This is a genomic window from Bacillus sp. FSL E2-0195 (assembly GCF_038003645.1).
GTDB classification, from domain to species: domain Bacteria; phylum Bacillota; class Bacilli; order Bacillales; family Bacillaceae_G; genus Bacillus_A; species Bacillus_A mycoides.
Map to the genome: position 1 here is coordinate 305001 of NZ_JBBOPN010000001.1, position 26336 is coordinate 331336.

The 26336-nt window shown below is 39.1% G+C and carries 20 protein-coding genes, 3 rRNA genes, 1 pseudogene and 1 riboswitch (1 of these 25 only partly in view); of the genes and pseudogenes, 20 read left to right on the forward strand and 4 right to left on the reverse strand.

Annotated elements, in window-relative coordinates; genetic code table 11:
• The 3 genes from MHH59_RS01675 to rrf all read left to right on the forward strand — a co-directional run.
• A 16S ribosomal RNA gene (locus tag MHH59_RS01675) occupies positions 1-128 on the forward strand (it extends 1424 nt beyond the left edge of the window).
• A 146-nt stretch (positions 129-274) separates the two neighbouring features.
• A 23S ribosomal RNA gene (locus tag MHH59_RS01680) occupies positions 275-3196 on the forward strand.
• A 49-nt stretch (positions 3197-3245) separates the two neighbouring features.
• Positions 3246-3361: ribosomal RNA gene (gene rrf, locus MHH59_RS01685) — 5S ribosomal RNA — on the forward strand.
• Together the 16S, 23S and 5S rRNA genes form the textbook arrangement of a ribosomal RNA operon.
• Before the next feature lie 43 nt (positions 3362-3404).
• Here rrf and MHH59_RS01690 read toward each other — a convergent pair.
• Positions 3405-3673: pseudogene (locus MHH59_RS01690) on the reverse strand (hypothetical protein).
• A 282-nt stretch (positions 3674-3955) separates the two neighbouring features.
• Positions 3956-4057, forward strand: a riboswitch (purine riboswitch).
• Positions 4058-4167: 110 nt separating this feature from the next.
• On the opposite strand from MHH59_RS01690, the gene purE reads away from it, so the two are divergent.
• The 12 genes from purE to purD all read left to right on the forward strand — a co-directional run bounded on the left by purE (position 4168) and on the right by purD (position 17221).
• A complete protein-coding gene (purE, locus tag MHH59_RS01695; RefSeq protein ID WP_340850768.1) occupies positions 4168-4653 on the forward strand; it encodes a 5-(carboxyamino)imidazole ribonucleotide mutase in 486 nt (161 codons plus the stop codon).
• The gene (gene purK, locus MHH59_RS01700; protein ID WP_002140188.1) at positions 4650-5801 is read left to right on the forward strand and encodes a 5-(carboxyamino)imidazole ribonucleotide synthase; all 1152 of its coding nucleotides are present in this window, start codon (positions 4650-4652) and stop codon (positions 5799-5801) included. The genes purE and purK overlap by 4 nt, the downstream gene beginning before the upstream one ends.
• On the forward strand, positions 5798-7105 hold the full coding sequence (gene purB / locus MHH59_RS01705) for an adenylosuccinate lyase (RefSeq protein WP_002124866.1): 1308 nt from the start codon (positions 5798-5800) through the stop codon (positions 7103-7105). The genes purK and purB overlap by 4 nt, the downstream gene beginning before the upstream one ends.
• Before the next feature lie 88 nt (positions 7106-7193).
• The gene (purC, locus tag MHH59_RS01710; protein ID WP_002010014.1) at positions 7194-7913 is read left to right on the forward strand and encodes a phosphoribosylaminoimidazolesuccinocarboxamide synthase; all 720 of its coding nucleotides are present in this window, start codon (positions 7194-7196) and stop codon (positions 7911-7913) included.
• Positions 7906-8160 carry a phosphoribosylformylglycinamidine synthase subunit PurS gene (purS, locus tag MHH59_RS01715; RefSeq protein ID WP_000278823.1) on the forward strand — a complete coding sequence of 85 codons (255 nt, stop codon included), beginning with the start codon at positions 7906-7908 and terminating at the stop codon, positions 8158-8160. The genes purC and purS overlap by 8 nt, the downstream gene beginning before the upstream one ends.
• Positions 8157-8840 (forward strand): phosphoribosylformylglycinamidine synthase subunit PurQ, encoded by a 684-nt coding sequence (purQ, locus tag MHH59_RS01720; RefSeq protein WP_000666771.1) that lies wholly within the window; start codon positions 8157-8159, stop codon positions 8838-8840. The genes purS and purQ overlap by 4 nt, the downstream gene beginning before the upstream one ends.
• Positions 8824-11043, forward strand: coding sequence for a phosphoribosylformylglycinamidine synthase II (gene purL, locus MHH59_RS01725; protein WP_002124868.1), 2220 nt, complete (start codon positions 8824-8826; stop codon positions 11041-11043). Before purQ ends, purL begins: the two co-directional genes overlap by 17 nt.
• Positions 11028-12443 (forward strand): amidophosphoribosyltransferase, encoded by a 1416-nt coding sequence (gene purF, locus MHH59_RS01730; RefSeq protein WP_002124870.1) that lies wholly within the window; start codon positions 11028-11030, stop codon positions 12441-12443. Before purL ends, purF begins: the two co-directional genes overlap by 16 nt.
• Before the next feature lie 100 nt (positions 12444-12543).
• Positions 12544-13584 carry a phosphoribosylformylglycinamidine cyclo-ligase gene (gene purM / locus MHH59_RS01735; RefSeq protein ID WP_340850769.1) on the forward strand — a complete coding sequence of 347 codons (1041 nt, stop codon included), beginning with the start codon at positions 12544-12546 and terminating at the stop codon, positions 13582-13584.
• A complete protein-coding gene (gene purN, locus MHH59_RS01740; RefSeq protein ID WP_002186802.1) occupies positions 13581-14168 on the forward strand; it encodes a phosphoribosylglycinamide formyltransferase in 588 nt (195 codons plus the stop codon). The genes purM and purN overlap by 4 nt, the downstream gene beginning before the upstream one ends.
• Before the next feature lie 24 nt (positions 14169-14192).
• Positions 14193-15728, forward strand: a complete 1536-nt coding sequence (gene purH / locus MHH59_RS01745) for a bifunctional phosphoribosylaminoimidazolecarboxamide formyltransferase/IMP cyclohydrolase (RefSeq protein WP_088044744.1) — start codon at positions 14193-14195, stop codon at positions 15726-15728.
• A gap of 221 nt (positions 15729-15949) precedes the next feature.
• Positions 15950-17221 carry a phosphoribosylamine--glycine ligase gene (purD, locus tag MHH59_RS01750; RefSeq protein ID WP_340850770.1) on the forward strand — a complete coding sequence of 424 codons (1272 nt, stop codon included), beginning with the start codon at positions 15950-15952 and terminating at the stop codon, positions 17219-17221.
• A 35-nt stretch (positions 17222-17256) separates the two neighbouring features.
• Here purD and MHH59_RS01755 read toward each other — a convergent pair whose 3' ends face one another.
• From MHH59_RS01755 to MHH59_RS01765, 3 genes are all read right to left on the reverse strand, one after another.
• Positions 17257-17421: a toxin-antitoxin system HicB family antitoxin gene (locus MHH59_RS01755; protein ID WP_002063556.1), complete on the reverse strand. Its 165-nt coding sequence runs from the start codon at positions 17419-17421 to the stop codon at positions 17257-17259.
• A gap of 15 nt (positions 17422-17436) precedes the next feature.
• The gene (locus MHH59_RS01760) at positions 17437-18282 is read right to left on the reverse strand and encodes an SPFH domain-containing protein (RefSeq protein WP_002063557.1); all 846 of its coding nucleotides are present in this window, start codon (positions 18280-18282) and stop codon (positions 17437-17439) included.
• Between the two features lie 220 nt (positions 18283-18502).
• Positions 18503-18886, reverse strand: coding sequence for a YgaP family membrane protein (locus tag MHH59_RS01765; protein WP_002124877.1), 384 nt, complete (start codon positions 18884-18886; stop codon positions 18503-18505).
• Between the two features lie 325 nt (positions 18887-19211).
• Here MHH59_RS01765 and MHH59_RS01770 point away from each other — a divergent pair, with 325 nt between their 5' ends.
• The 5 genes from MHH59_RS01770 (at position 19212) to MHH59_RS01790 (ending at position 26248) form a co-directional block, all read left to right on the forward strand.
• Complete coding sequence (locus MHH59_RS01770; protein ID WP_002124878.1) at positions 19212-19901, forward strand: heptaprenylglyceryl phosphate synthase; 690 nt, start codon at positions 19212-19214, stop codon at positions 19899-19901.
• A gap of 12 nt (positions 19902-19913) precedes the next feature.
• Entirely contained in the window at positions 19914-22145 is a 2232-nt protein-coding gene (gene pcrA / locus MHH59_RS01775; protein WP_340850771.1) for a DNA helicase PcrA, read from the forward strand.
• 15 nt (positions 22146-22160) lie between these two features.
• Positions 22161-24170, forward strand: coding sequence for an NAD-dependent DNA ligase LigA (gene ligA, locus MHH59_RS01780; RefSeq protein ID WP_340850772.1), 2010 nt, complete (start codon positions 22161-22163; stop codon positions 24168-24170).
• A gap of 16 nt (positions 24171-24186) precedes the next feature.
• Positions 24187-25383: a CamS family sex pheromone protein gene (locus MHH59_RS01785; RefSeq protein WP_340850773.1), complete on the forward strand. Its 1197-nt coding sequence runs from the start codon at positions 24187-24189 to the stop codon at positions 25381-25383.
• Between the two features lie 94 nt (positions 25384-25477).
• Positions 25478-26248, forward strand: coding sequence for a TSUP family transporter (locus MHH59_RS01790; RefSeq protein WP_016128243.1), 771 nt, complete (start codon positions 25478-25480; stop codon positions 26246-26248).
• Positions 26249-26336 lie beyond the last annotated feature (88 nt).

The following is a 26336-nucleotide window of genomic DNA, read 5'->3' on the forward strand; positions in this document are numbered from 1 at the left end:
AGAGTTTGTAACACCCGAAGTCGGTGGGGTAACCTTTATGGAGCCAGCCGCCTAAGGTGGGACAGATGATTGGGGTGAAGTCGTAACAAGGTAGCCGTATCGGAAGGTGCGGCTGGATCACCTCCTTTCTATGGAGAATTGATGAACGCAGTTCATCAATAAACGTTGACTTGTTTTGTTTCGTTCAGTTTTGAGAGAACTATCTCTCAAGTTTAAATGTATGTTCTTTGAAAACTAGATAACAGTGTAGCTCATATTTTTTTAATTTTAGTTTGGTTAAGTTAGAAAGGGCGCACGGTGGATGCCTTGACACTAGGAGTCGATGAAGGACGGGACTAACGCCGATATGCTTCGGGGAGCTGTAAGTAAGCTTTGATCCGAAGATTTCCGAATGGGGAAACCCACTATACGTAATGGTATGGTATCCTTACCTGAATACATAGGGTATGGAAGACAGACCCAGGGAACTGAAACATCTAAGTACCTGGAGGAAGAGAAAGCAAATGCGATTTCCTGAGTAGCGGCGAGCGAAACGGAATCTAGCCCAAACCAAGAGGCTTGCCTCTTGGGGTTGTAGGACATTCTATACGGAGTTACAAAGGAACGAGGTAGACGAAGCGACCTGGAAAGGTCCGTCACAGAGGGTAATAACCCCGTAGTCGAAACTTCGTTCTCTCTTGAATGTATCCTGAGTACGGCGGAACACGTGAAATTCCGTCGGAATCTGGGAGGACCATCTCCCAAGGCTAAATACTCCCTAGTGATCGATAGTGAACCAGTACCGTGAGGGAAAGGTGAAAAGCACCCCGGAAGGGGAGTGAAAGAGATCCTGAAACCGTGTGCCTACAAATAGTCAGAGCCCGTTAATGGGTGATGGCGTGCCTTTTGTAGAATGAACCGGCGAGTTACGATCCCGTGCGAGGTTAAGCTGAAGAGGCGGAGCCGCAGCGAAAGCGAGTCTGAATAGGGCGTTTAGTACGTGGTCGTAGACCCGAAACCAGGTGATCTACCCATGTCCAGGGTGAAGTTCAGGTAACACTGAATGGAGGCCCGAACCCACGCACGTTGAAAAGTGCGGGGATGAGGTGTGGGTAGCGGAGAAATTCCAATCGAACCTGGAGATAGCTGGTTCTCCCCGAAATAGCTTTAGGGCTAGCCTTAAGTGTAAGAGTCTTGGAGGTAGAGCACTGATTGAACTAGGGGTCCTCATCGGATTACCGAATTCAGTCAAACTCCGAATGCCAATGACTTATCCTTAGGAGTCAGACTGCGAGTGATAAGATCCGTAGTCAAGAGGGAAACAGCCCAGATCGCCAGCTAAGGTCCCAAAGTGTGTATTAAGTGGAAAAGGATGTGGAGTTGCTTAGACAACTAGGATGTTGGCTCAGAAGCAGCCACCATTTAAAGAGTGCGTAATAGCTCACTAGTCGAGTGACTCTGCGCCGAAAATGTACCGGGGCTAAATACACCACCGAAGCTGCGAATTGATACCAATGGTATCAGTGGTAGGGGAGCGTTCTAAGTGCAGTGAAGTCAGACCGGAAGGACTGGTGGAGCGCTTAGAAGTGAGAATGCCGGTATGAGTAGCGAAAGACGGGTGAGAATCCCGTCCACCGAATGCCTAAGGTTTCCTGAGGAAGGCTCGTCCGCTCAGGGTTAGTCAGGACCTAAGCCGAGGCCGACAGGCGTAGGCGATGGACAACAGGTTGATATTCCTGTACCACCTCTTTATCGTTTGAGCAATGGAGGGACGCAGAAGGATAGAAGAAGCGTGCGATTGGTTGTGCACGTCCAAGCAGTTAGGCTGATAAGTAGGCAAATCCGCTTATCGTGAAGGCTGAGCTGTGATGGGGAAGCTCCTTATGGAGCGAAGTCTTTGATTCCCCGCTGCCAAGAAAAGCTTCTAGCGAGATAAAAGGTGCCTGTACCGCAAACCGACACAGGTAGGCGAGGAGAGAATCCTAAGGTGTGCGAGAGAACTCTGGTTAAGGAACTCGGCAAAATGACCCCGTAACTTCGGGAGAAGGGGTGCTTTCTTAACGGAAAGCCGCAGTGAATAGGCCCAAGCGACTGTTTAGCAAAAACACAGGTCTCTGCGAAGCCGTAAGGCGAAGTATAGGGGCTGACACCTGCCCGGTGCTGGAAGGTTAAGGAGAGGGGTTAGCGTAAGCGAAGCTCTGAACTGAAGCCCCAGTAAACGGCGGCCGTAACTATAACGGTCCTAAGGTAGCGAAATTCCTTGTCGGGTAAGTTCCGACCCGCACGAAAGGTGTAACGATTTGGGCACTGTCTCAACCAGAGACTCGGTGAAATTATAGTACCTGTGAAGATGCAGGTTACCCGCGACAGGACGGAAAGACCCCGTGGAGCTTTACTGTAGCCTGATATTGAATTTTGGTACAGTTTGTACAGGATAGGCGGGAGCCATTGAAACCGGAGCGCTAGCTTCGGTGGAGGCGCTGGTGGGATACCGCCCTGACTGTATTGAAATTCTAACCTACGGGTCTTATCGACCCGGGAGACAGTGTCAGGTGGGCAGTTTGACTGGGGCGGTCGCCTCCTAAAGTGTAACGGAGGCGCCCAAAGGTTCCCTCAGAATGGTTGGAAATCATTCGTAGAGTGCAAAGGCATAAGGGAGCTTGACTGCGAGACCTACAAGTCGAGCAGGGACGAAAGTCGGGCTTAGTGATCCGGTGGTTCCGCATGGAAGGGCCATCGCTCAACGGATAAAAGCTACCCCGGGGATAACAGGCTTATCTCCCCCAAGAGTCCACATCGACGGGGAGGTTTGGCACCTCGATGTCGGCTCATCGCATCCTGGGGCTGTAGTCGGTCCCAAGGGTTGGGCTGTTCGCCCATTAAAGCGGTACGCGAGCTGGGTTCAGAACGTCGTGAGACAGTTCGGTCCCTATCCGTCGTGGGCGCAGGAAATTTGAGAGGAGCTGTCCTTAGTACGAGAGGACCGGGATGGACGCACCGCTGGTGTACCAGTTGTTCTGCCAAGGGCATAGCTGGGTAGCTATGTGCGGAAGGGATAAGTGCTGAAAGCATCTAAGCATGAAGCCCCCCTCAAGATGAGATTTCCCATAGCGTAAGCTAGTAAGATCCCTGAAAGATGATCAGGTTGATAGGTTCGAGGTGGAAGCATGGTGACATGTGGAGCTGACGAATACTAATAGATCGAGGACTTAACCATATAATATGAAGCAATGTTATCTAGTTTTGAAGGAATATACCTTCATCAGTTTGGTGATGATGGCAGAGAGGTCACACCCGTTCCCATACCGAACACGGAAGTTAAGCTCTCTAGCGCCGATGGTAGTTGGGACCTTGTCCCTGTGAGAGTAGGACGTCGCCAAGCAAAAACCTAAGTCGTTTCGACTTAGGTTTTTTTGTGTTTATTTTTATTTACCGAAGGTTAAAATCCATAAATTTAATAACCCTAAAGACGAAAAAAGAATAAAATAGAGGCAGTTTAAAATAATGGTAATGATTTTTTGTGCTCCGGATTTTTCGAATGCTCCTAAAATAATCCCTAAGAATAGGAAAGATTATTTCTATCATAATAATGAGAGTAGAAAAAATGGGATGATATAAATAAGCATTCAATAATTACAGCAATTACTGCGATAGAGAAAAATAAATAGGATAATAGCACAGTTATTTTTTTCACGGTTATTCCTCCTTTGAAATTAAATCGTTATAATATAGGTTCTATCGATGTATAGAACACAAGAGAGTATATATATTGATTAAAACATACTGAAGTATTATATAAATAGTTATACATAAAATAGATCTCTAGAAATATATATTCTAATTCCCTTTCCTTCTTGCATATAGTTGCAATTCTTCTTTTGAATATAACTAAAACACGAACGTTATCGATGACTAATAAAAAAACATTCGATTATTTATTGACATTGTTTATGAAATATTGTTAATATAGCCATAGAAACAATAATATATAAGACCTCATATAATCGCGGGGATATGGCCTGCAAGTCTCTACCTAACGACCGTTATTCGTTAGACTATGAGGGAAAGTCACTCGGTATTTTTCTATTCACAAGGGATACGTATGCCTGAGTAGAGCACTTTCTCTCATAGTAAAAGAGAAACTGTTCTATTTCAGGCTTTTTTTATTTGAATCGGGGGGATTCTAATATGAAATCACTAGTTGGAGTCATAATGGGAAGCACGTCAGACTGGGAAACAATGAAATATGCTTGTGACATTTTAGATGAATTAAATATACCGTATGAGAAAAAAGTTGTATCCGCTCATCGGACTCCGGATTATATGTTTGAATATGCAGAAACAGCTCGTGAACGTGGATTAAAAGTTATTATTGCTGGAGCCGGTGGAGCAGCGCATTTACCAGGAATGGTTGCAGCGAAGACAAATCTTCCTGTAATTGGTGTTCCAGTTCAATCAAAGGCGTTAAACGGCCTAGATTCGTTATTATCCATTGTCCAAATGCCAGGAGGGGTTCCAGTTGCAACTGTTGCAATTGGTAAGGCTGGTTCAACGAATGCTGGATTACTTGCTGCACAAATACTTGGATCATTTCATGATGATATACATGATGCATTAGAGTTCAGACGAGAAGCTATTGAGAAAACTGTGCGTGAAGGTAGTGAGCTAGTATGACGAGAATCATTTTACCTGGAAAAACAATCGGCATTATTGGAGGCGGCCAGCTTGGAAGAATGATGGCGTTGGCAGCTAAGGAAATGGGTTATAAAATTGCTGTTTTAGATCCTACAAAGCATTCACCATGTGCACAAGTTGCTGATGTTGAAGTCGTTGCACCATATGACGATTTAAAAGCAATTCAGCATTTAGCAGAGATAAGCGACGTTGTCACATATGAATTTGAGAATATTGATTATAGATGTTTACAATGGCTTGAAAAACATGCTTACTTACCACAAGGTAGTCAGTTGTTAAATAAAACGCAAAATCGTTTTACAGAAAAGAATGCAATTGAAAAAGCTGGGTTACCAGTAGCATCGTATAGATTGGTTCAAAATCAAGATCAACTTACAGAAGCAATTAAAGAGTTATCTTTCCCTTCTGTCTTAAAAACAACGACAGGTGGATACGATGGTAAAGGGCAAGTGGTTTTAAAGAGTGAAGCTGATGTTGTGAGAGCAAAAGAACTTACTAATAAAGCAGAGTGCATTCTAGAAAAATGGGTGCCTTTTGAAAAAGAAGTATCAGTTATTGTAATTCGTAGTGTAAGTGGTGAAACTAAAGTATTTCCGGTAGCGGAAAATATTCATGTAAATAATATTTTGCATGAATCTATCGTTCCAGCCCGCATTACAGAAGAACTTTCTCAAAAAGCAATTGCTTACGCAAAGGTACTTGCGGATGAACTAGAACTTGTGGGAACACTAGCGGTAGAGATGTTTGCTACAGCTGACGGTGAGATTTACATTAATGAATTAGCACCAAGACCTCACAATTCAGGACACTATACACAGGATGCATGTGAAACGAGTCAATTTGGTCAACATATTCGAGCAATCTGTAATTTACCTCTTGGAGAAACAAATTTGTTAAAACCAGTTGTCATGGTAAACATTTTAGGCGAACATATAGAAGGGGTCCTAGGACAAGTGAATAGACTAACCGGGTGCTATTTACACTTGTATGGAAAAGAAGAAGCAAAAGCGCAGCGAAAAATGGGGCATGTTAATATTTTAAATGATAATATTGAAGTCGCTCTAGAAAAAGCGAAGAGTTTGCATATTTGGGACCATCAAGAACAACTGTTGGAGGGAAAAAGATGATTAATCGTTATACACGCCCTGAAATGGGTGCGATTTGGACGGAAGAGAACAAATTTAAAGCGTGGTTAGAAGTTGAGATTTTAGCGTGTGAAGCATGGGCTGAGCTTGGCGATATTCCAAAAGAAGATGTGAAAAAAATTCGTGAACATGCAACATTTGATATTGATCGTATTTATGAAATTGAAAAAGAAACACGTCATGACGTAGTTGCTTTCACTCGTGCTGTATCAGAAACACCAACATTAGGCGAGGAACGTAAATGGGTTCATTACGGTTTAACATCTACAGACGTAGTAGATACAGCGTTATCTTATATCTTAAAACAAGCAAATGAAATCTTGTTAAAAGACTTAGAAAACTTTGTTAGCATTTTAGCTAATAAAGCGAAAGAGCATAAATACACGATTATGATGGGAAGAACACACGGTGTACATGCAGAGCCAACAACATTTGGTTTAAAACTTGGTCTTTGGTATGAAGAAATGAAACGTAACGTAGAGCGTTTCAAACAAGCTGCTGATACAGTTCGCGTTGGTAAGTTATCTGGTGCGGTTGGTACATATGCAAATATTGATCCATTCGTAGAAAAGTATGTTTGTGAAAACTTAGGATTAGAAGCAGCACCAATTTCAACACAAACATTGCAACGTGATCGTCATGCACATTACATGTCAACACTTGCACTAATCGCAACATCTGTTGAAAAGATGGCAGTTGAGATTCGTGGTTTACAAAAGAGTGAAACACGTGAAGTTGAAGAGGCTTTCGCAAAAGGTCAAAAAGGTTCTTCTGCAATGCCGCATAAACGTAATCCAATTGGATCTGAAAATATGACTGGTTTAGCTCGTGTTATCCGCGGTTATATGATGACAGCTTACGAGAATGTTCCGTTATGGCATGAGCGTGATATCTCTCACTCTTCTGCAGAACGCGTAATTTTACCAGATGCTACAATCGCGTTAAATTACATGTTAAATCGCTTTGGTAATATCGTTAAAAACTTAACTGTATTCCCAGAGAATATGAAACGCAATATGACAAGAACATACGGCTTAATTTACTCTCAACGCGTAATGCTTACACTAATTGACAAAGGTCTGGTACGTGAAGAAGCTTATGATATCGTACAGCCTAAAGCAATGGAAGCTTGGGAAACACAAGTACAATTTAAAGAGCTTGTAGAATCTGACGAGCGTATTACAAGTAAGTTAACGCAAGAAGAAATTAACGAATGTTTCAATTATGAACATCATATGCAACACGTTGATACAATCTTTGAACGCCTTGGATTAAACGAAGCGTAAAATTTCATATGGCATAGAATAGAGTCATTCTGTGCCATTCTTTATAAAAATATTATTCACATTTTTCAAACTACAGGGGGCTTGCGAAATGCAAAAGCTAGAATTGCTGTATGAAGGTAAGGCAAAAAGAATTTATCGTACAGAAGCAGCAGATATGGTTTGGGTAGAGTACAAAGATAGTGCGACTGCTTTCAATGGGGAGAAAAAAGCGACAATTACAGGAAAAGGTCGTTTGAACAATGAGATTACAACTTTATTGTTCAGAAAGTTACAAGAAGTTGGAATTAAAACACACTTTGTGGAGAAGTTATCTGATACAGAACAACTTGTCAAAAAGGTGAGTATTATTCCATTAGAAGTTGTCACAAGAAACGTAATTGCAGGCAGTCTTTCAAAAAGACTAGGAATGGAAGAAGGAACTGCTCTTACAACACCAATCGTAGAATTTTACTACAAAGATGATGATTTAGGAGATCCACTTGTAACGGAAGATCATATTCGTTTGTTAAATGTTGCAACACCAGAGCAAGTAAGCGTATTACGAGATGCAGCTCTACAAATCAATCAAGTGTTGATTGAGCATTTCGCAAGCTGTCGTGTAAGATTAGTAGATTTTAAATTAGAGTTTGGCGTAACAGAAGAAGGGGAAATCATATTAGCAGATGAAATTTCACCAGATACTTGCCGTTTATGGGATGAAACGAGCAATGAAAAATTTGATAAAGATGTATTCCGTCGTGATCTTGGGAATTTAACAGAAGCATATGAAGAAATTTTAAAACGTTTAGGGGGAGCTTCACATGTATAAAGTTAAGGTATATGTAACGTTAAGAGAAAGTGTATTAGATCCACAAGGAACTGCGGTAAAGGGAGCACTTCATAGTCTTTCATTTACAGAAGTACAAGACGTTCGAATCGGAAAATATATGGAATTAACAATTGATAAATCAGTATCTGATCTGGATAGCAAGGTAAAAGAAATGTGTGAAAAATTATTAGCAAACGTTGTAATGGAAGACTTCCGTTATGAAGTTGAGGAGGTTGTCGCACAGTGAAATTTGCAGTCATAGTATTCCCAGGTTCGAACTGTGATGTCGATATGTTCCATGCAATTAAAGATGAGCTTGGTGAAGAAGTAGATTACGTTTGGCACGATAGAGAGAATTTAGATGAATATGATGCAATTTTACTACCAGGTGGATTCTCTTACGGTGACTATTTACGTTGTGGTGCTATTTCTCGCTTTGCTAACGCAATGAAAGCAGTGCAAAAAGCTGCTGAGCAAGGAAAGCCAATTTTAGGTGTATGTAATGGATTCCAGATTCTTGTTGAATCAGGATTACTACCAGGAGCATTAATGAGAAACGAAAACTTGAAATTTATGTGCCGTACGGTTCAGTTACGTGTTGAAAATAATGAAACGATGTTTACATCACAATATGAAAAAGATGAAGTAATTAATATTCCAATTGCACATGGCGAAGGAAATTACTATTGTGATGAAGCGACTCTTAAACAATTAGAAGAGAATAATCAAATCGCATTCCGTTACGTAGAAAATCCGAATGGAAGCGTTTCAGATATTGCGGGTATTGTAAATGAAAAAGGAAATGTTCTTGGTATGATGCCACACCCAGAGCGTGCTGTAGATGAATTACTTGGCGGTGCTGAAGGTTTAAAAGTCTTTCAATCTATCTTAAAACAGTGGAGGGAAACATATGTCGTTAATGCTTGAGCCAAATCCAACACAAATTAAAGAAGAGCGTATATATGCGGAAATGGGGCTAACAGACGAAGAGTTTGCCATGGTTGAAAAGATTTTAGGCCGTTTGCCGAATTATACAGAAACGGGACTATTCTCTGTTATGTGGTCTGAACATTGTAGTTATAAAAATTCAAAGCCAGTTCTTCGTAAGTTTCCAACGACAGGTGAGCGTGTCTTACAAGGACCTGGAGAAGGCGCTGGAATTGTAGATATCGGTGATAATCAAGCGGTGGTATTTAAAATGGAAAGTCATAACCATCCTTCTGCAATTGAGCCATATCAAGGGGCAGCAACAGGTGTCGGTGGTATTATTCGCGATGTATTCTCTATGGGCGCACGTCCGGTAGCTCTATTAAACTCACTTCGTTTCGGTGAATTACAATCACCACGTGTGAAATATTTATTCGAAGAAGTAGTAGCAGGAATCGCAGGATACGGTAACTGCATCGGTATTCCTACTGTTGGTGGAGAAGTACAGTTTGATCCATGTTATGAAGGAAATCCACTTGTAAATGCAATGTGTGTAGGCCTAATTAATCATGAAGATATAAAAAAAGGGCAAGCACATGGTGCTGGTAATACAGTAATGTACGTAGGAGCATCAACTGGTCGTGATGGTATTCACGGTGCAACATTCGCATCTGAAGAGTTATCTGAAAGCTCAGAAGCGAAGCGTCCGGCAGTTCAAGTAGGGGATCCATTTATGGAGAAACTTCTTATTGAAGCATGTTTAGAACTTATTCAGTCTGATGCACTTGTTGGAATTCAAGATATGGGAGCTGCTGGTTTAACATCATCTTCTGCAGAAATGGCAAGTAAAGCAGGTATGGGTATTGAAATGTACTTAGATGATGTACCGCAGCGTGAAACTGGAATGACTCCATATGAAATGATGTTATCTGAATCACAAGAGCGTATGTTAATCGTTGTGAAAAAAGGTAGAGAGCAAGAAATAGTAGATTTATTTGAAAAGTATGGTCTTGCAGCAGTTACGATGGGGAAAGTAACTGAAGATAAAATGCTTCGCCTATTCCATAAAGACGAAATGGTAGCTGAAGTACCGGCGGATGCTCTTGCAGAAGAAGCACCAATTTATCATAAACCGTCAAAAGAAGCAGCATACTTTGCTGAGTTCCAGCAGATGAAAATGGAAACACCAAAAGTAGAAGATTATAAAGAAACGTTATTATCTTTATTACAACAACCAACGATTGCAAGTAAAGAGTGGGTATATGATCAATATGATTATCAAGTGCGCACTAGCACAATCGTTACACCAGGTTCAGATGCAGCGGTTATACGCGTACGCGGCACAGAAAAAGGATTAGCAATGACGACAGATTGTAACTCTCGCTACATTTATTTAGATCCAGAAGTGGGCGGTAAAATTGCAGTAGCAGAGGCAGCACGTAATATCGTATGTTCTGGCGGGGAGCCACTTGCAATTACAGATTGCTTAAACTTCGGTAACCCAGAAAAACCAGAGATCTTCTGGCAAATTGAGAAATCAGTAGACGGTATGAGTGAAGCTTGCCGCAAGTTACAAACGCCAGTTATCGGCGGGAATGTATCAATGTATAACGAGCGTAGTGGTGAAGCTGTATATCCAACACCAACTGTTGGGATGGTTGGACTTGTACACGATTTAAAACACGTAACAACACAAGAATTTAAACAAGCTGGCGATTTAGTTTATGTAATTGGAGAGACGAAAGCTGAGTTTGGTGGAAGTGAATTACAGAAAATGATCTACGGAAAAATTTTCGGTCAATCACCAAGCATCGATCTAGATGTAGAATTAAAACGCCAAAAGCAAGTACTAGCAGCAATTCAAGCTGGCCTTGTTCAATCTGCACATGATGTTGCAGAAGGTGGTTTAGCAGTTGCAATTACTGAAAGTGCAATTGGTGCTAACGGTTTAGGTGCTACTGTGAAATTAGACGGAGAAGCAACAGCAGTATTATTTGCAGAATCACAATCGCGCTTCGTTATAACCGTAAAACGTGAAAATAAAGAAGCATTTGAGAAAGTGGTTGAAGCAATTCAAGTTGGAGAAGTGACAAATACAAATGAAGTAACAATTCATAATGAAGAAAATGAAGTATTACTTACAGCAAATGTAGATGAAATGAGAAAGGCTTGGAAAGGGGCAATCCCATGCTTGCTGAAATAAAGGGGTTAAATGAAGAATGTGGCGTTTTTGGAATTTGGGGGCATGAAAATGCAGCACAAGTTTCGTACTACGGATTGCACAGTTTGCAGCACCGTGGGCAAGAGGGCGCAGGCATTGTTGTAAATAATGGGGAAAAAATCATCGGTCACAAGGGGTTAGGTTTAATATCAGAAGTGTTTTCAAGAGGTGAGCTAGAGGGATTAAACGGGAAATCAGCAATTGGACACGTACGATATGCAACAGCTGGTGGAAGTGAAGTTGCTAACGTTCAACCATTATTATTCCGTTTTTCCGATCATAGCATGGCGTTAGCTCATAACGGAAATTTAATTAATGCAAAAATGCTTCGTCGTGAATTAGAGGCAGAGGGAAGTATTTTTCAAACAAGTTCAGATACAGAAGTACTTTTACACCTCATTAAGCGTAGTACAAAAGATTCTTTAATTGATAGTGTAAAAGAGGCTCTAAATAAAGTGAAAGGTGCGTTTGCATATCTTTTACTAACTGGAAATGAAATGATCGTTGCGCTAGATCCAAATGGATTCCGTCCTCTTTCAATTGGAAAGATGGGGGATGCTTACGTTGTAGCATCGGAAACATGTGCTTTCGATGTAGTTGGTGCAACATACATTCGTGATGTAGAACCTGGTGAATTGCTTATTATCAATGATGAAGGAATTCACGTAGATCGTTTTACAAATGAAGTAGACCATGCGATTTGCAGTATGGAATACATTTACTTTGCACGTCCAGATTCTAATATCGCTGGTATTAATGTTCATGCAGCACGTAAAAACATGGGGAAACGTTTAGCGGCGGAAGCTCCTATTGAAGCTGATGTTGTTACTGGTGTACCAGACTCTAGTATTTCAGCAGCAATTGGTTATGCGGAGGCGACAGGAATTCCGTATGAGTTAGGGTTAATTAAAAATCGTTACGTTGGACGTACGTTTATTCAACCTTCTCAAGAACTGCGTGAGCAAGGGGTTAAGATGAAGCTTTCAGCAGTAAGAGGCGTAGTTGAAGGAAAACGAGTTGTTATGATTGACGATTCTATCGTAAGAGGGACGACAAGTAAACGAATTGTTCGTATGCTTCGCGAGGCTGGAGCGACAGAAGTCCATGTAAGAATTGCTTCACCACCTCTTAAGTATCCATGCTTCTATGGCATTGATATTCAAACGAGAAAAGAATTAATCGCAGCAAATAATTCAATAGAAGAAATCCGTCAAATCATCGGAGCAGATTCACTAACATTTTTAAGTGAAGATGGATTAGTAGATGCAATTGGACGCCCATATGAAGGGAAATACGGTGGTCTATGTATGGCTTACTTCAATGGAGACTATCCAACAGCTCTTTATGATTATGAGCAAGAGCTTTTAGAAAGTATGAAATAAGAAGAAAAAAGCTTCTACTTCTTTTGATGTAGAAGCTAGCTTCTTTCTTAAAACGGCCGCCCTGGATGGGGAGAAATTAAAAGACGAGGTGTAAATAACGATGGCGAATGCATATAAGCAAGCAGGAGTAGATATTGAAGCTGGATATGAAGCGGTATCTCGCATGAAAAAACACGTACAAACAACAATGAGAAAAGAAGTGCTAGGCGGTTTAGGCGGTTTTGGAGGTATGTTTGATCTATCAAAATTTGCATTAGAAGAACCTGTATTAGTATCTGGAACAGATGGCGTGGGAACGAAATTGATGCTCGCTTTTATGGCAGATAAACATGACACAATTGGTATTGATGCAGTAGCAATGTGTGTAAATGATATTGTTGTCCAAGGAGCAGAGCCGCTTTTCTTCCTTGATTATATTGCTTGTGGTAAAGCTGAACCTAGTAAAATTGAAAACATCGTCAAAGGTATATCAGAGGGCTGTCGCCAAGCTGGTTGTGCATTAATTGGTGGAGAAACAGCTGAAATGCCAGGAATGTATTCTACGGAAGAATACGATTTAGCTGGTTTTACAGTTGGAATTGTTGATAAAAAGAAAATTATAACAGGTGAAAAAATTGAAGCTGGTCACGTATTAATTGGCTTAGCATCTAGCGGTATTCATAGTAACGGTTATTCTTTAGTACGAAAAGTATTACTAGAAGATGGAGAACTATCTTTAGACCGTATTTACGGCCGCCTAGAACTACCTCTTGGTGAAGAATTATTAAAACCAACGAAAATTTATGTCAAACCTATTTTAGAACTATTGAAGAAACATGAAGTATACGGTATGGCGCATATTACAGGTGGCGGGTTCATTGAAAATATTCCACGTATGTTGCCAGAAGGAATCGGTGCGGAAATTGAATTAGGATCTTGGCAAGTTCAACCGATCTTCAGTTTACTTCAAGAAGTTGGAAAACTAGAAGAGAAAGAAATGTTCAATATTTTTAACATGGGTATTGGTATGGTAGTAGCAGTAAAGGAAGAAGAGGCAAAAGATATTGTTCGTCTTCTTGAGGAACAAGGCGAGAAAGCTCATATTATTGGACACACTGTACAAGGGTCTGGTGTTACCTTTATTGAGGGAACAGAAATATGAGTAGATTAGCAGTTTTTGCTTCTGGGAGCGGCTCTAACTTTCAATCTCTCATTAATGCGGTAGAAGACAAAATATTGGATGCAAATATTAGTTTATTAGTATGTGATAAACCAGAGGCACGCGCTATTGGACGGGCACACTATCACCATATTCCGTGTTTTTCCTTTTCAGCGAAAGCATATGAGTCAAAAGAAGCATTTGAAAAAGAGATATTAAAAAAGCTAGAAGAGTATGAAATTGATTATGTTATTTTAGCTGGATATATGCGTTTAATTGGAACGACTTTACTAGAAGCGTACGGCGGGAAAATTATTAATATTCATCCATCACTACTACCGAGTTTTCCAGGGAAAGATGCTGTTGGTCAAGCGTTAGAAGCGGGTGTGAAAGTAACCGGAGTAACGATTCACTATGTAGATGCAGGTATGGATACAGGTCCAATTATTGCGCAAGAAGCAGTAGTTGTTTCTGAAGGGGATACGAGAGAAAGCTTACAAAAGAAAATTCAACAAGTTGAACATAAATTATACGTAAATACAGTGAATCAAATTGTTCAGTCTGTGAAAAAACCAACTGTTAACTAACATACAACTAGGGGTGAAGGATAAATGAAAAAGCGTGCATTAGTAAGTGTTTCAGATAAAACAGGAGTAGTAGAATTTGTTAAAGGTTTACTTGAACAAGGGATTGAAGTTATTTCAACAGGTGGTACGAAAAAATTATTAGAAGAAAACGGCTTGCAAGTAATTGGTATTTCTGAAGTAACTGGTTTCCCAGAAATTATGGATGGTCGTGTAAAAACATTACATCCAAATATTCATGGTGGTCTATTAGCAGTTCGTGATAATGAAATGCATGTAGCGCAAATGAATGAATTAGGTATTCAACCAATTGACTTTGTTGTTGTTAACTTATACCCATTTAAAGAAACAATCGCTAAGCCTGATGTAACATTTGCTGATGCAATTGAAAATATTGATATCGGTGGCCCAACAATGATTCGCTCTGCTGCGAAAAATCATAAATTTGTGTCGGTAATTGTAGATCCAGTAGATTATGATGTTGTATTAGCAGAACTGAAAGAGAACGGTGAAGTAACAGAGGAAACGAAACGTAAATTAGCAGCGAAAGTATTCCGTCATACAGCAGCATATGATGCATTAATTTCTAACTACTTAACAGAGCAAATGGGCGAAGAAAGCCCTGAAACAGTAACGGTGACATTTGAGAAAAAACAAGATTTACGCTATGGCGAAAATCCACATCAAAAAGCGACATTCTATAAAGCGCCATTCGCAGCAACGTCTTCTGTTGCATACGCAGAACAATTACATGGTAAAGAATTATCTTATAACAATATCAACGATGCGGATGCGGCACTTAGCATCGTGAAAGAATTTACAGAACCAGCAGTAGTAGCGGTAAAACATATGAATCCATGTGGTGTTGGAGTAGGAACTGATATTCACGAAGCATATACTCGTGCTTATGAAGCGGATCCAGTATCAATCTTCGGCGGTATTATTGCAGCAAATCGTGAAATTGATAAAGCTACAGCAGAAAAGTTACACGAAATTTTCTTAGAAATTGTTATCGCTCCTTCGTTCTCGCAAGAAGCTTTAGAAGTGTTGCAAAGTAAGAAGAACTTACGCTTACTAACTGTAAATATTGAAAAAGCGACAAGTGCAAGCAAAAAACTAACTTCTGTACAAGGTGGTCTTCTTATTCAAGAAGAAGATACGTTATCATTAGATGAGGACGCAATTTCAATTCCAACGAAACGTGAACCATCAGAGCAAGAATGGAAAGATTTAAAACTAGCTTGGAAAGTTGTAAAGCATGTGAAATCAAATGCAATTGTTTTAGCGAATGATAACATGACAGTTGGTGTAGGCGCGGGACAGATGAACCGTGTAGGTTCTGCAAAAATCGCAATTACACAAGCTGGCGAAAAAGCACAAGGTAGCGCACTTGCATCTGATGCTTTCTTCCCAATGCCAGATACAGTAGAAGAAGCAGCAAAAGCTGGAATTACAGCAATCATCCAACCAGGCGGATCGATTCGTGATGAAGATTCTATTAAAATGGCAGATGCGTATGGGATTACTATGGTGTTCACTGGCGTACGTCATTTCAAACACTAATAGAGGATGTTAAAAAAGTCCGGTCAAGATAACTGTCGCATGTCGTCGTTGCATAGCCAGTGCGGTACTCATGTAGGAAAGCTACACTCCGTGTCCTCCTGGCAAATGCGCCTCGACCTGCTCGGTTCTCTTGATCCTCCTTTTTAAACTTTTATTGATATGAAAACAAACTAGGAGCATAGCTTCTAGTTTGTACTTATTTAATTATTGGGGGATGAAATATGAATGTTTTAGTAATTGGCCGTGGTGGACGTGAGCATGCTTTAGCTTGGAAGTTTGCACAATCTGAAAAGGTAGAAAAAATATATGTAGCGCCAGGTAATGAAGGTTTGCGAGACGTTGCAACACCAGTTGATATTGATGAGAATGATTTTGATGCATTAGTCTTATTCGCAAAAGAAAACAATGTAGGCTTAACTTTCGTTGGACCAGAAATTCCACTTATGAATGGAATCGTTGATCGCTTTAAGGAAGAGGGACTTCGTGTATTTGGACCTAATAAAGCGGCTGCTGTTATTGAAGGTAGTAAAGCTTTTACAAAAGAATTGATGAAAAAGTATGATATTCCAACTGCGGCATATGAAACTTTTACAGACTATGAAGAGGCAGTAAAGTACATTCAGAAAGTTGGTGCACCGATCGTAATTAAGGCAGATGGGTTAGCTGCTGGTAAAGGTGTAACCGTAGCAATGACGCTTGAAGAGGCATTGCAAGCTGTGAAAGAAATGCTACAAGATGTGAAATTCGGCCCAGCAAGCAAGAAGGTCGTTATTGAAGAGTTTTTAGATGGACAAGAATTTTCATTAATGGCATTTGTAAATGGAACAACTGTGCATCCAATGGTAATTGCTCAAGATCATAAACGAGCTTTTGATGGTGATAAAGGTCCTAATACAGGCGGAATGGGTGCATATTCCCCAGTACCACAAATTCCGGAATCAGCGGTTCAAGAAGCGATTCAAACAGTATTACATCCAACTGCTAAAGCGATGATCCAAGAAAATCGTTCGTTTACAGGAATTTTATATGCGGGGCTTATTTTAACGAATGATGGTCCAAAGGTAATTGAGTTCAATGCACGCTTTGGCGATCCTGAAACGGAAGTTGTATTACCACGCTTAGAAAATGATTTAGTTGATGTATGTAACGCTGTATTAGATGAAAGTGAATTAACGTTACAATGGTCAAAGGAAGCAGTTATTGGTGTCGTACTTGCTTCGAAAGGATATCCAGAAGCATATAAAAAAGGTGAAATTATTAACGGATTAGATGCACTGCAAGATGTAATAGTTTTCCATGCGGGTACAGCGATGAAACATGGTGACTTTGTAACAAACGGTGGCCGTGTATTATTTGTTGCTTGTAAGGCGAATAGTTTACTAGAAGCGAAAGATAAGGTCTATAAAGAAATCGGTAAAATTGAGAGTGATGGTTTATTTTACCGAAGTGATATAGGATATCGTGCAATTGGGCATGAGATGACGAAAAGCTAATATATAAAAATCCCGCTGATTTCTCAGCGGGATTTTTATGCATCTTTATTTTTTTTTAATTTCCCTTTTTGCTTTGCCATTTCTCGAAGTAAATACTCGATGTGTGCATTGACGCTACGAAACTCATCATTCGCCCATTTTTCGATGACTGCGTGTAATTCAGGATCAATACGTAATGGAAAGCTTTTCTTTTTGGCCATAATCACTTACAACCTTTAGTATAGGCTTCCTGTATTAATAACTGGTTGCGCACCTTTATCTGAAACGATGGCAACTAATAAATTGTTCACCATATTTGCTTTACGCTCGTCATCGAGTTCCAGTACGCCTTCTTCATCTAACATATGGATTGAATCTTTCGCCATCTTCACAGCACCTTCAACAATCTCTTTTCTAGCAGCTAATACTGCTTTTGCTTGTTGACGTTGGAGCATTGCATGGGCAATTTCTGTTGCGTAAGCTAAATGCGTTAAACGAGTTTCTAATACTTCTACGCCAGCGATTTCAAGGCGTGCTTCTAACTCACGCTTTAATTCTTCAGAGATTTCTTCAGTATTTCCTCGTAACGTGATACAAGTTTCATCTTGGAAATTATCATAAGGATATTTTGTAGCAACGTGGCGGATTGCTGTTTCGCTTTGAATTTCTACGAATCGATCGTAATGCTCAACACCAAACATTGCTTTTGCGGAATCAACAACTTTATATACGATAACGGCTGCAATTTCAATTGGATTGCCCTCAACATCGTTTACTTTTAATTTCTTACTGTTAAAGTTTTCAACACGTAAAGATACAGTTTGACGAAACGCGAATGGAATTGTTAAAAATAAACCATTTTGACGAATTGTTCCTAAATAACTACCGAAGAACGTAATAACTTTCGCTTGATTCGGTTGAACGATACCGATACCTGTAGCTAAAACAGATGCTAATATGAGAGCTAAAATAGCTATTACAAACATTTCTTGTACAAGGCAAAATACACCGATAGCGGCTAAAACTAAAATTCCAATAACGCCGAGAAATCCATTAACATAAAATACTTGTTTTTCTTTCATATGATCGCCTCCTTGATATAAAAATGATATCACTTTTATATCATTACATGCAAGAGGGTTACACCTAATTTTCTGAATTTTATTGTTTGATATCTTTTATGTACGTTTTAAGGGTGAAAACAAGAATGTACGTTCTGTTTCGTGGTAAAATAAAGAAGACTTAGCTGCCCACTGCAGCAGCTAAGTCCCTTTGAGAGCATCTTGCATCGTGACAAATGATTCAAAGCGGTTTTGCCAGGATTAATTCTTCAATCGCTGACTCAATCTCTTTGTCAGAAGTGTCATAACTTCCATCTGACTTTGACTTTGGCTTGTCATGACTGGAAGCTGAATTAACTTCTTCTTTATTATGTCCTTTTTCAGTGAAATTCATGCTAGGCATTTTAAATGCGCTCATATTCATATATTTTCCAAACTTACAGGCTTCAACAATAGGGCAGAAACGAACGATTCCCTCCGCAATTTTCATGGCACCAATCCATAGCAAAACTTTAGACCAAGTGCACCAAGGTTTACGTACGAGTTTAGCTGTACTACAACCGAAGAGGATGAGTCCGAGTGTAATTCGAATTAGAGCACTAATTGTGCCGATGTTTTGCTTCATTAGAAAAACACTCCTTTTTAATTAACTTCAAAATAGAAAATACTATTTCATTTGTTAGTATTCCGTATAAGTTTTTTGATATGTAATCCAACATTTGACGTTGAAAAAGATGTTGGATTGGGCGTGTGTGTAGGTAGCTTTTTTTGTTATAATGAAAGAATGCGTAAAAGGAAGTTCAAAAAGTCCGGTAAAGATAGCTGTCGCATTTCATCGTTGCATACGCCAGTCCGGTAAAGATATAGCAAGGAATGTAAAAAATCTTGATAAAAATTAACTGTTATTTTGAACAGAAATTATATAACTAGAGAAAAGAAAGGGTGTTTTCATGTACGATATTTCCAAATGGAAACATGTATTTAAGCTTGATCCAAATAAGGAGTTAAGTGACGAACATTTAGAAATGATTTGTGAATCTGGAACGGATGCTGTTATTGTAGGCGGAAGTGATGGAGTGACAATTGATAACGTATTACACATGCTAGTTAGCATTCGTAGATATGCAGTGCCTTGTGTGTTAGAGGTTTCTGATGTGGAGGCAATTACACCAGGATTTGATTTTTATTACATCCCAAGTGTTTTAAATAGCCGAAAAGTAGAATGGGTAACAGGTGTTCATCATGAGGCATTGAAAGAATTTGGGGATATTATGGACTGGGACGAAATTTACATGGAAGGGTATTGTGTTTTAAACCCAGAAGCGAAAGTAGCCCAGCTTACAGATGCAAAATGTGATTTAACAGAAGATGATGTTATTGCATATGCGCGTTTAGCAGACAAGCTATTACATTTACCGATATTCTATTTAGAATATAGCGGGACGTATGGAGACATTGAGCTTGTTAAAAATGTAAAAGCAGAATTGAAACAAGCTAAGCTATATTATGGCGGTGGTATTTCTAATGCAGAACAAGCGAAAGAAATGGCGCAGTATGCTGATACAGTAGTTGTTGGAAATATTATTTATGATGATATAAAATCGGCATTAAAAACAGTTAAAGCAGTAAAAGGAGAGTAGGTGCAGGCGCATATGAGTACGACAGATAAGTTATTAAATGGTTTAAATCCGCAGCAACAAAAAGCAGTACAAACAACAAATGGACCACTTCTATTAATGGCAGGCGCAGGTAGTGGGAAAACACGTGTGTTAACACACCGTATTGCATATTTACTTGGTGAAAAAGGTGTGGCGCCATGGAATGTACTAGCAATTACCTTTACAAATAAAGCTGCTCGTGAAATGCGTGAGCGTATTGATAAACTTGTTGGACCAGAAGCAGAAGATATTTGGATTTCTACGTTCCACTCTATGTGTGTACGTATTTTACGACGTGATATCGATCGTATTGGTATTAATCGTAACTTTACAATCTTAGATTCAGGCGATCAGTTAACTGTAGTCAAAAAAATTATGAAAGAGCGCAATATTGATCCGAAGAAATTTGAGCCGCGCTCTATTTTAGCCGGTATTAGTAATGCGAAAAATGAACTGTTATCTGCAGATAAATATGCAAAAAAAATTACAATCGCTGACCCATATGAAAAATTAACGAGCGATGTATATACAGAATATCAAAAACGTCTTTTGAAAAATAACTCATTAGACTTTGATGATTTAATTATGACAACGATTCAGCTATTTGAACGTGTTCCAGAAGTACTAGAGTTTTATCAGCGTAAGTTCCAATATATTCACGTTGATGAGTATCAAGATACGAACAAAGCTCAGTACCTTCTTGTTAAACATTTAGCAGCACGTTTTAAAAATCTTTGCGTTGTAGGTGATTCTGATCAGTCTATTTACCGCTGGCGCGGGGCTGACATTTCTAACATTTTGTCATTCGAAAAAGACTATGAGAATGCGCAAGTTATCTTGTTAGAACAAAATTATCGTTCGTCACAAAATATTTTAAATGCAGCGAATGCTGTAATTGAAAAAAATTCAAACCGTAAACCGAAGAAATTATGGACAGACAATCAAATTGGAAGCAAAATCTCGTATTATCGTGCTGCAACTGAAAAGGACGAAGCGTATTTTGTTGCGAAAAAAATTCGTGATGATATTCAAATGGGGAAACGAAAATATACTGATTTTGCAGTGTTATATCGTACAAATGCCCAGTCTCGTATGGTCGAGGAGATTTTCCTGAAATCTAATATCCCTTACAAGATCGTCGGAGGTACTAAGTTCTACGACCGTAAAGAGATTAAAGACATTTTGGCGTACTTACGTTTAATTGGGAATCCAGATGATGAGATTAGTTTTGCACGTATTATAAACATGCCAAAGCGCGGGATTGGTGCGACTTCTATAGATAAAATTATTAATTATGGTGTGCAAAACGGAATCTCATTAACTGCTGTATTTGATGAGATTGAGCATGTTGGTGTAAGTGCAAAAATAACAAAAGCAGTAAAAGAATTCGCAAGTTTATTACACAACTGGGTAAATATGCAAGAGTATTTATCTGTTACAGAATTAGTAGAAGAAGTTATTGAGAAGACAGGCTATCGCGATATGTTGAAAAATGAGCGTTCTTTAGAAGCAGAAGGTCGTTTAGAAAACTTAGACGAGTTTTTATCTGTTACACAAACATTTGAATCCCAAAGCGAAGATAAGAGCCTTGTTGCATTCTTAACAGACTTAGCTCTTGTTGCGGATATTGATCGTGTAGATGAAGATCCAACTGCTGGTGAAGAAGTTATTTTAATGACGATGCACTCAGCAAAAGGATTAGAGTTCCCAGTTGTCTTTATTGTTGGCTTAGAGGAAGGGATATTCCCGCATACTCGTTCTCTTATGGAAGAGGATGAAATGCAAGAAGAGCGTCGTCTTGCCTATGTAGGTATTACTCGTGCAGAAGAAGAGCTATACTTATCTAATGCTCAAATGCGTACTTTATTTGGTAGAACAAGTATGAATGCAGCATCTCGATTTATTACAGAAATTCCGGCAGAATTAGTAGAACCATTAAACGAAACAGCACCGAAGCGTGAAACTTCGTTTGGTGCAAAAGGAAGAACGACAAGCGTAACTACAACACGCTCTCGTTCAGCTTTCGCGCGTCCGGCTGTTAAGACGACAGGTGGCGAGCAAATTGGCTGGGGAATAGGCGATAAAGCTGCTCACCAGAAGTGGGGAGTCGGTACAGTTGTAAGTGTAAAGGGTGAAGGAGATTCAAAAGAATTAGATATTGCGTTCCCAAGCCCAATTGGTATTAAACGTTTATTAGCAAAATTTGCACCTGTGACGAAACAATAGGAAAGGACTGAGGATATGTCAAAAGAGATAGCCAAAAAACGTATAGAAGAACTGCGTGATTTGTTAAATACATTTAACTATCAATATCACGTATTAGACAATCCTTCTGTTTCTGATGCGGAATATGACCGTGATATGCAGGAGCTTATAAAATTAGAAGCAGAGAACCCAGAGTTTATGAGTGAAGACTCTCCCTCCATTCGCGTTGGGGGGACTGTTCTTGATATATTTGAAAAGGTAACGCATAAATCACCAATGTTAAGTTTAGGAAATGCGTTTAATGAAGGAGATTTGCGTGATTTTGATCGAAGAGTACATCAGGGAATTGATGATGCGAATGTAAGATATATATGCGAATTAAAAATTGACGGACTTGCTGTTTCACTTCATTATGAAAAAGGACGCTTCATTCAAGGAGCAACACGTGGTGATGGTATAACGGGTGAAGATATTACCCAAAACTTAAAAACGATTAAAGCTATCCCGCTGCGTTTAAATGAAGAAGTAACGTTAGAAGCACGAGGCGAGGCTTATATGCCGAAGCGTTCGTTCGTTAAATTAAATGAAGAAAAAGAGCAAAATGGTGAAGATGTATTTGCGAATCCACGTAATGCGGCAGCAGGATCGATACGCCAACTTGATCCGAAAATTGCAGCGAAGCGTAACTTATCTATGTTTGTGTATGGTCTTGCTAATGTAGAAGAAAAAACAATTCCATCCCACAGTGAATCACTGGATTTCTTAGGTGAGCTTGGATTTAAGACGAATCCAAATCGTCGTACATGTGAAACAATTGAAGACGTAATAGCCTATGTAGAAGAGTGGCAAGAAAAACGCCCGCATCTTGATTATGAGATTGACGGAATCGTTATAAAAGTAGACGATGTTGCTATTCAAGAAAGCTTAGGAACTACAGCAAAGAGTCCAAGATGGGCAATAGCTTATAAATTCCCAGCTGAAGAAGTTGTGACGAGATTAACAGGGATTGAATTAAGTGTCGGCCGCACAGGAGTTGTAACACCAACTGCAGAGCTGGAGCCAGTGCGAGTAGCCGGAACTATTGTCCGTCGTGCTTCTTTACATAACGAAGATTTAATTCGTGAAAAGGATATTCGAATTGGTGACTACGTTGTTGTGAAAAAGGCTGGAGATATTATTCCTGAAGTTGTGAACGTTATTTTTGATAAGCGTACTGGTGAGGAAGAAGAATATCATATGCCAACGCATTGTCCAGCATGTGAGAGTGAACTTGTTCGTTTAGAAGAAGAAGTAGCACTTCGATGTATAAATCCGACTTGCCCAGCTCAAATTCGTGAAGGATTAATCCATTTCGTTTCAAGAAATGCAATGAATATTGATGGACTTGGAGAACGTGTAATTACACAACTCTTTGATGCGGATTATATTCGTACGTTTGCTGATTTATATTCATTGACGAAAGAGCAATTATTAGAACTAGAACGTTTCGGTGAAAAATCAGCAACAAATTTAGTCCAAGCAATTGAGAATTCTAAGGAAAACTCATTAGAGCGATTATTATTCGGTCTTGGTATTCGTCATGTCGGTGCGAAAGCGGCACGTACATTTGCTGAGCATTTCGAAACGATGGATGAGCTTGTGAAAGCGACGGAAGAAGAATTAAAAACAATTAATGAGATTGGTGAAAAAATGGCTCAATCCGTTGTAACGTATTTCGATAATGAAGACGTATTAGAGCTATTACAACAATTTAAAGAGTATGGCGTGAACATGGCATACAAAGGTATAAAATTTGCTGATTTACAAAATGTTGAATCGTACTTCGCAGGAAAAACTGTCGTCTTAACAGGGAAATTAGAAGTTATGGGCCGCAGTGAAGCGAAGAAGAAAATTGAGGCATTAGGTGGAAAAGTAACAGGAAGTGTTAGTAAAAGTACGGATTTACTTGTTGCTGGTGAAGCTGCAGGCTCGAAATTAGCGCAAGCAGAGAAGCACAATGTTGAAGTTTGGAATGAAGAGAGGTTCTTACAAGAGCTGAATAAGTAAGAGGTGCAAACTTACGATGAAAAAAATAGCGTTAGCGGTATTAAGTCTTAGCCTACTTGTAAGTGGGTGTAGTATGGGTTCCAATAAAGATGAAAAAGCAGTTGAGAAATCGGGGAAAGCGAAAGAACAAGCAGTTATCCCGAAATACTCGATTTCGGATGAATATTATAAGACAACGGTTAAATTTGATCCAGGTGAGGCACGTGGTTTAGTTGTACAAGGTTTAAATAGTCGTCTAGATGTAGATGAATTTGAAACAGGATTAATGCGCATTGCCAAAGAATCATTTAGTACGAAAGATTATTTCTTTAAAGGCGGAAAGGTTCTAGAGGCTCAAAATATACAAATGCTTGTAAAAAGGAAGCGTACAGATGCTGAACAAAAAGAGCTAGAGGATAAGTTGAAAAAAGATGCAGTTAAATTTCCGAATATCGGACTGAATCCAGCCTTAAGTGAAGGTTCGGAGTCACTAGAAGTGAAAAATAAAAAACATCCAATGTATATCTCAAATATTTTAGAGCATGATTACTACGTGCAAAAAGGTGAGAACGATGTTGAACGTGGTGGCATTGTAGTTGGATTAGCGATGAATTCTGTTCAATATTATGAGGAAGAGCATGGTTATCCGCGTGAGGCTGCAATCCCAGATGAAAAAATGTTAGCTGAAGGGAAAAGAATGGCCCAAGAAATCTTGAAATTCATGCATCAAAACGACGCTGCGACAAAAAATGTTCCGATAACATTTGCAATTTATCGTCAAAGTCCAAAGTCTTCGCTTGTACCAGGGAATTTTGTTTCTTATGCTAAGGTAGAAAAAGGCAGTGAAACGGTTGAGGATTGGAAACCAATCAATGAGAAATATTATTTGTTCCCGTCTGAACAAGCGAAAGCGGATAATAAACGTGAAGACCTTGCGAGGGTTTCAAACTTTAAAGCGAAGTTAAGCGAGTATTTCCAAGGCGATTATACAGCTGTTATCGGTACTGGAATGTATAGAGATGATGAATTAAAAGAAATGAAGCTCGATATTCCTGTCCAATTCAATGGGAAAGCTGAAGTAATTGGTTTTACACAATATGTAGCTGGACTTGTTATGGAATACTTCCCGAATTATATGAAAGTACAAGTAACAATTAAATCTGTAGAACGTCCAGAAGCAATTATTATACGTGAAGCAAAGCAAGATGAACCGTTTGTGAAAATTTTAGATTAAAGATGAGAGCTGTTCCATAAAGGAACAGCTTTTTTTCTTGAAAAATTTTGTTATAATTTTAAATGTTACAAATAAAGGGGTAAGGGGCAAAGTCATGGAAGAACTAAGCTTTCAAGTCATTATTTTATTAATTGCATTCGGGTTTTTAGCTGCTTTTATTGATTCGGTTGTTGGAGGAGGGGGGTTAATTTCGCTTCCTGCACTTATGTTTGTTGGTTTATCACCAGCTTCGGCAATCGCAACGAATAAATTAGCTGCAACGATGGGGACGCTTACGAGTACAATTTATTTTATTCGATCAGGCAAGGTGGATTTTCGGATTGTAGGAAAGTTAATCCCGTTAACTATTATTGGAGCAGTCGCAGGGGCTTTAGTAGTAAAGTTTATTCCACCTGATATTTTGCGTCCACTAGTGCTCGTAATGTTGGTTTTTATTGCCATTTATATTATTGCGAAAAAAGATTGGGGAAGTGCATCTACCTATAAAAAGATGACAAAAGGAAAAACATTAATGTTTTTCTTTGTTATTTTAATGATAGGATTTTATGATGGATTTTTTGGACCAGGGACAGGATCCTTTTTAATTTTTGCATTTTTATTAATTGGCTTGGATTTTATTCAAGCGGCAGCATCTGGAAAACTTTTGAACTTCGTTAGTAATATCGTATCTTTAATTACTTTTTTATTTTTAGATGTGATTCATTTTGAATACGGTATAATTATGGGATTATCAATGATTTTAGGTGCTTATTTTGGATCGAAGTTTGCGGTTCAAAAAGGTGTTGGATATGTAAGGACTTTATTTTTATTAGTTACTATTTTATTAATCGGGAAAAATGTTTTGGAATATACTCATATTTTGTAGATTCATACGTATGTATGAATCTCTTTTTTTTATTATATTTTAAAAATTTATTAATTTTTAAAATATAAGTCTAGGAATATTTGAATAA

Bases quoted from the DNA above. Each gene is read 5' to 3' on its own strand.
- purE (WP_340850768.1), top strand. From the start codon at position 4,168: ATGAAATCACTAGTTGGAGTCATAATGGGAAGCACGTCAGACTGGGAA.
- purK (WP_002140188.1), top strand. From the start codon at position 4,650: ATGACGAGAATCATTTTACCTGGAAAAACAATCGGCATTATTGGAGGC.
- purB (WP_002124866.1), top strand. From the start codon at position 5,798: ATGATTAATCGTTATACACGCCCTGAAATGGGTGCGATTTGGACGGAA.
- purC (WP_002010014.1), top strand. From the start codon at position 7,194: ATGCAAAAGCTAGAATTGCTGTATGAAGGTAAGGCAAAAAGAATTTAT.
- purS (WP_000278823.1), top strand. From the start codon at position 7,906: ATGTATAAAGTTAAGGTATATGTAACGTTAAGAGAAAGTGTATTAGAT.
- purL (WP_002124868.1), top strand. From the start codon at position 8,824: ATGTCGTTAATGCTTGAGCCAAATCCAACACAAATTAAAGAAGAGCGT.
- purF (WP_002124870.1), top strand. From the start codon at position 11,028: ATGCTTGCTGAAATAAAGGGGTTAAATGAAGAATGTGGCGTTTTTGGA.
- purM (WP_340850769.1), top strand. From the start codon at position 12,544: ATGGCGAATGCATATAAGCAAGCAGGAGTAGATATTGAAGCTGGATAT.
- purN (WP_002186802.1), top strand. From the start codon at position 13,581: ATGAGTAGATTAGCAGTTTTTGCTTCTGGGAGCGGCTCTAACTTTCAA.
- purH (WP_088044744.1), top strand. From the start codon at position 14,193: ATGAAAAAGCGTGCATTAGTAAGTGTTTCAGATAAAACAGGAGTAGTA.
- purD (WP_340850770.1), top strand. From the start codon at position 15,950: ATGAATGTTTTAGTAATTGGCCGTGGTGGACGTGAGCATGCTTTAGCT.
- MHH59_RS01755 (WP_002063556.1), bottom strand. From the start codon at position 17,421: ATGGCCAAAAAGAAAAGCTTTCCATTACGTATTGATCCTGAATTACAC.
- MHH59_RS01760 (WP_002063557.1), bottom strand. From the start codon at position 18,282: ATGAAAGAAAAACAAGTATTTTATGTTAATGGATTTCTCGGCGTTATT.
- MHH59_RS01765 (WP_002124877.1), bottom strand. From the start codon at position 18,886: ATGAAGCAAAACATCGGCACAATTAGTGCTCTAATTCGAATTACACTC.
- MHH59_RS01770 (WP_002124878.1), top strand. From the start codon at position 19,212: ATGTACGATATTTCCAAATGGAAACATGTATTTAAGCTTGATCCAAAT.
- pcrA (WP_340850771.1), top strand. From the start codon at position 19,914: ATGAGTACGACAGATAAGTTATTAAATGGTTTAAATCCGCAGCAACAA.
- ligA (WP_340850772.1), top strand. From the start codon at position 22,161: ATGTCAAAAGAGATAGCCAAAAAACGTATAGAAGAACTGCGTGATTTG.
- MHH59_RS01785 (WP_340850773.1), top strand. From the start codon at position 24,187: ATGAAAAAAATAGCGTTAGCGGTATTAAGTCTTAGCCTACTTGTAAGT.
- MHH59_RS01790 (WP_016128243.1), top strand. From the start codon at position 25,478: ATGGAAGAACTAAGCTTTCAAGTCATTATTTTATTAATTGCATTCGGG.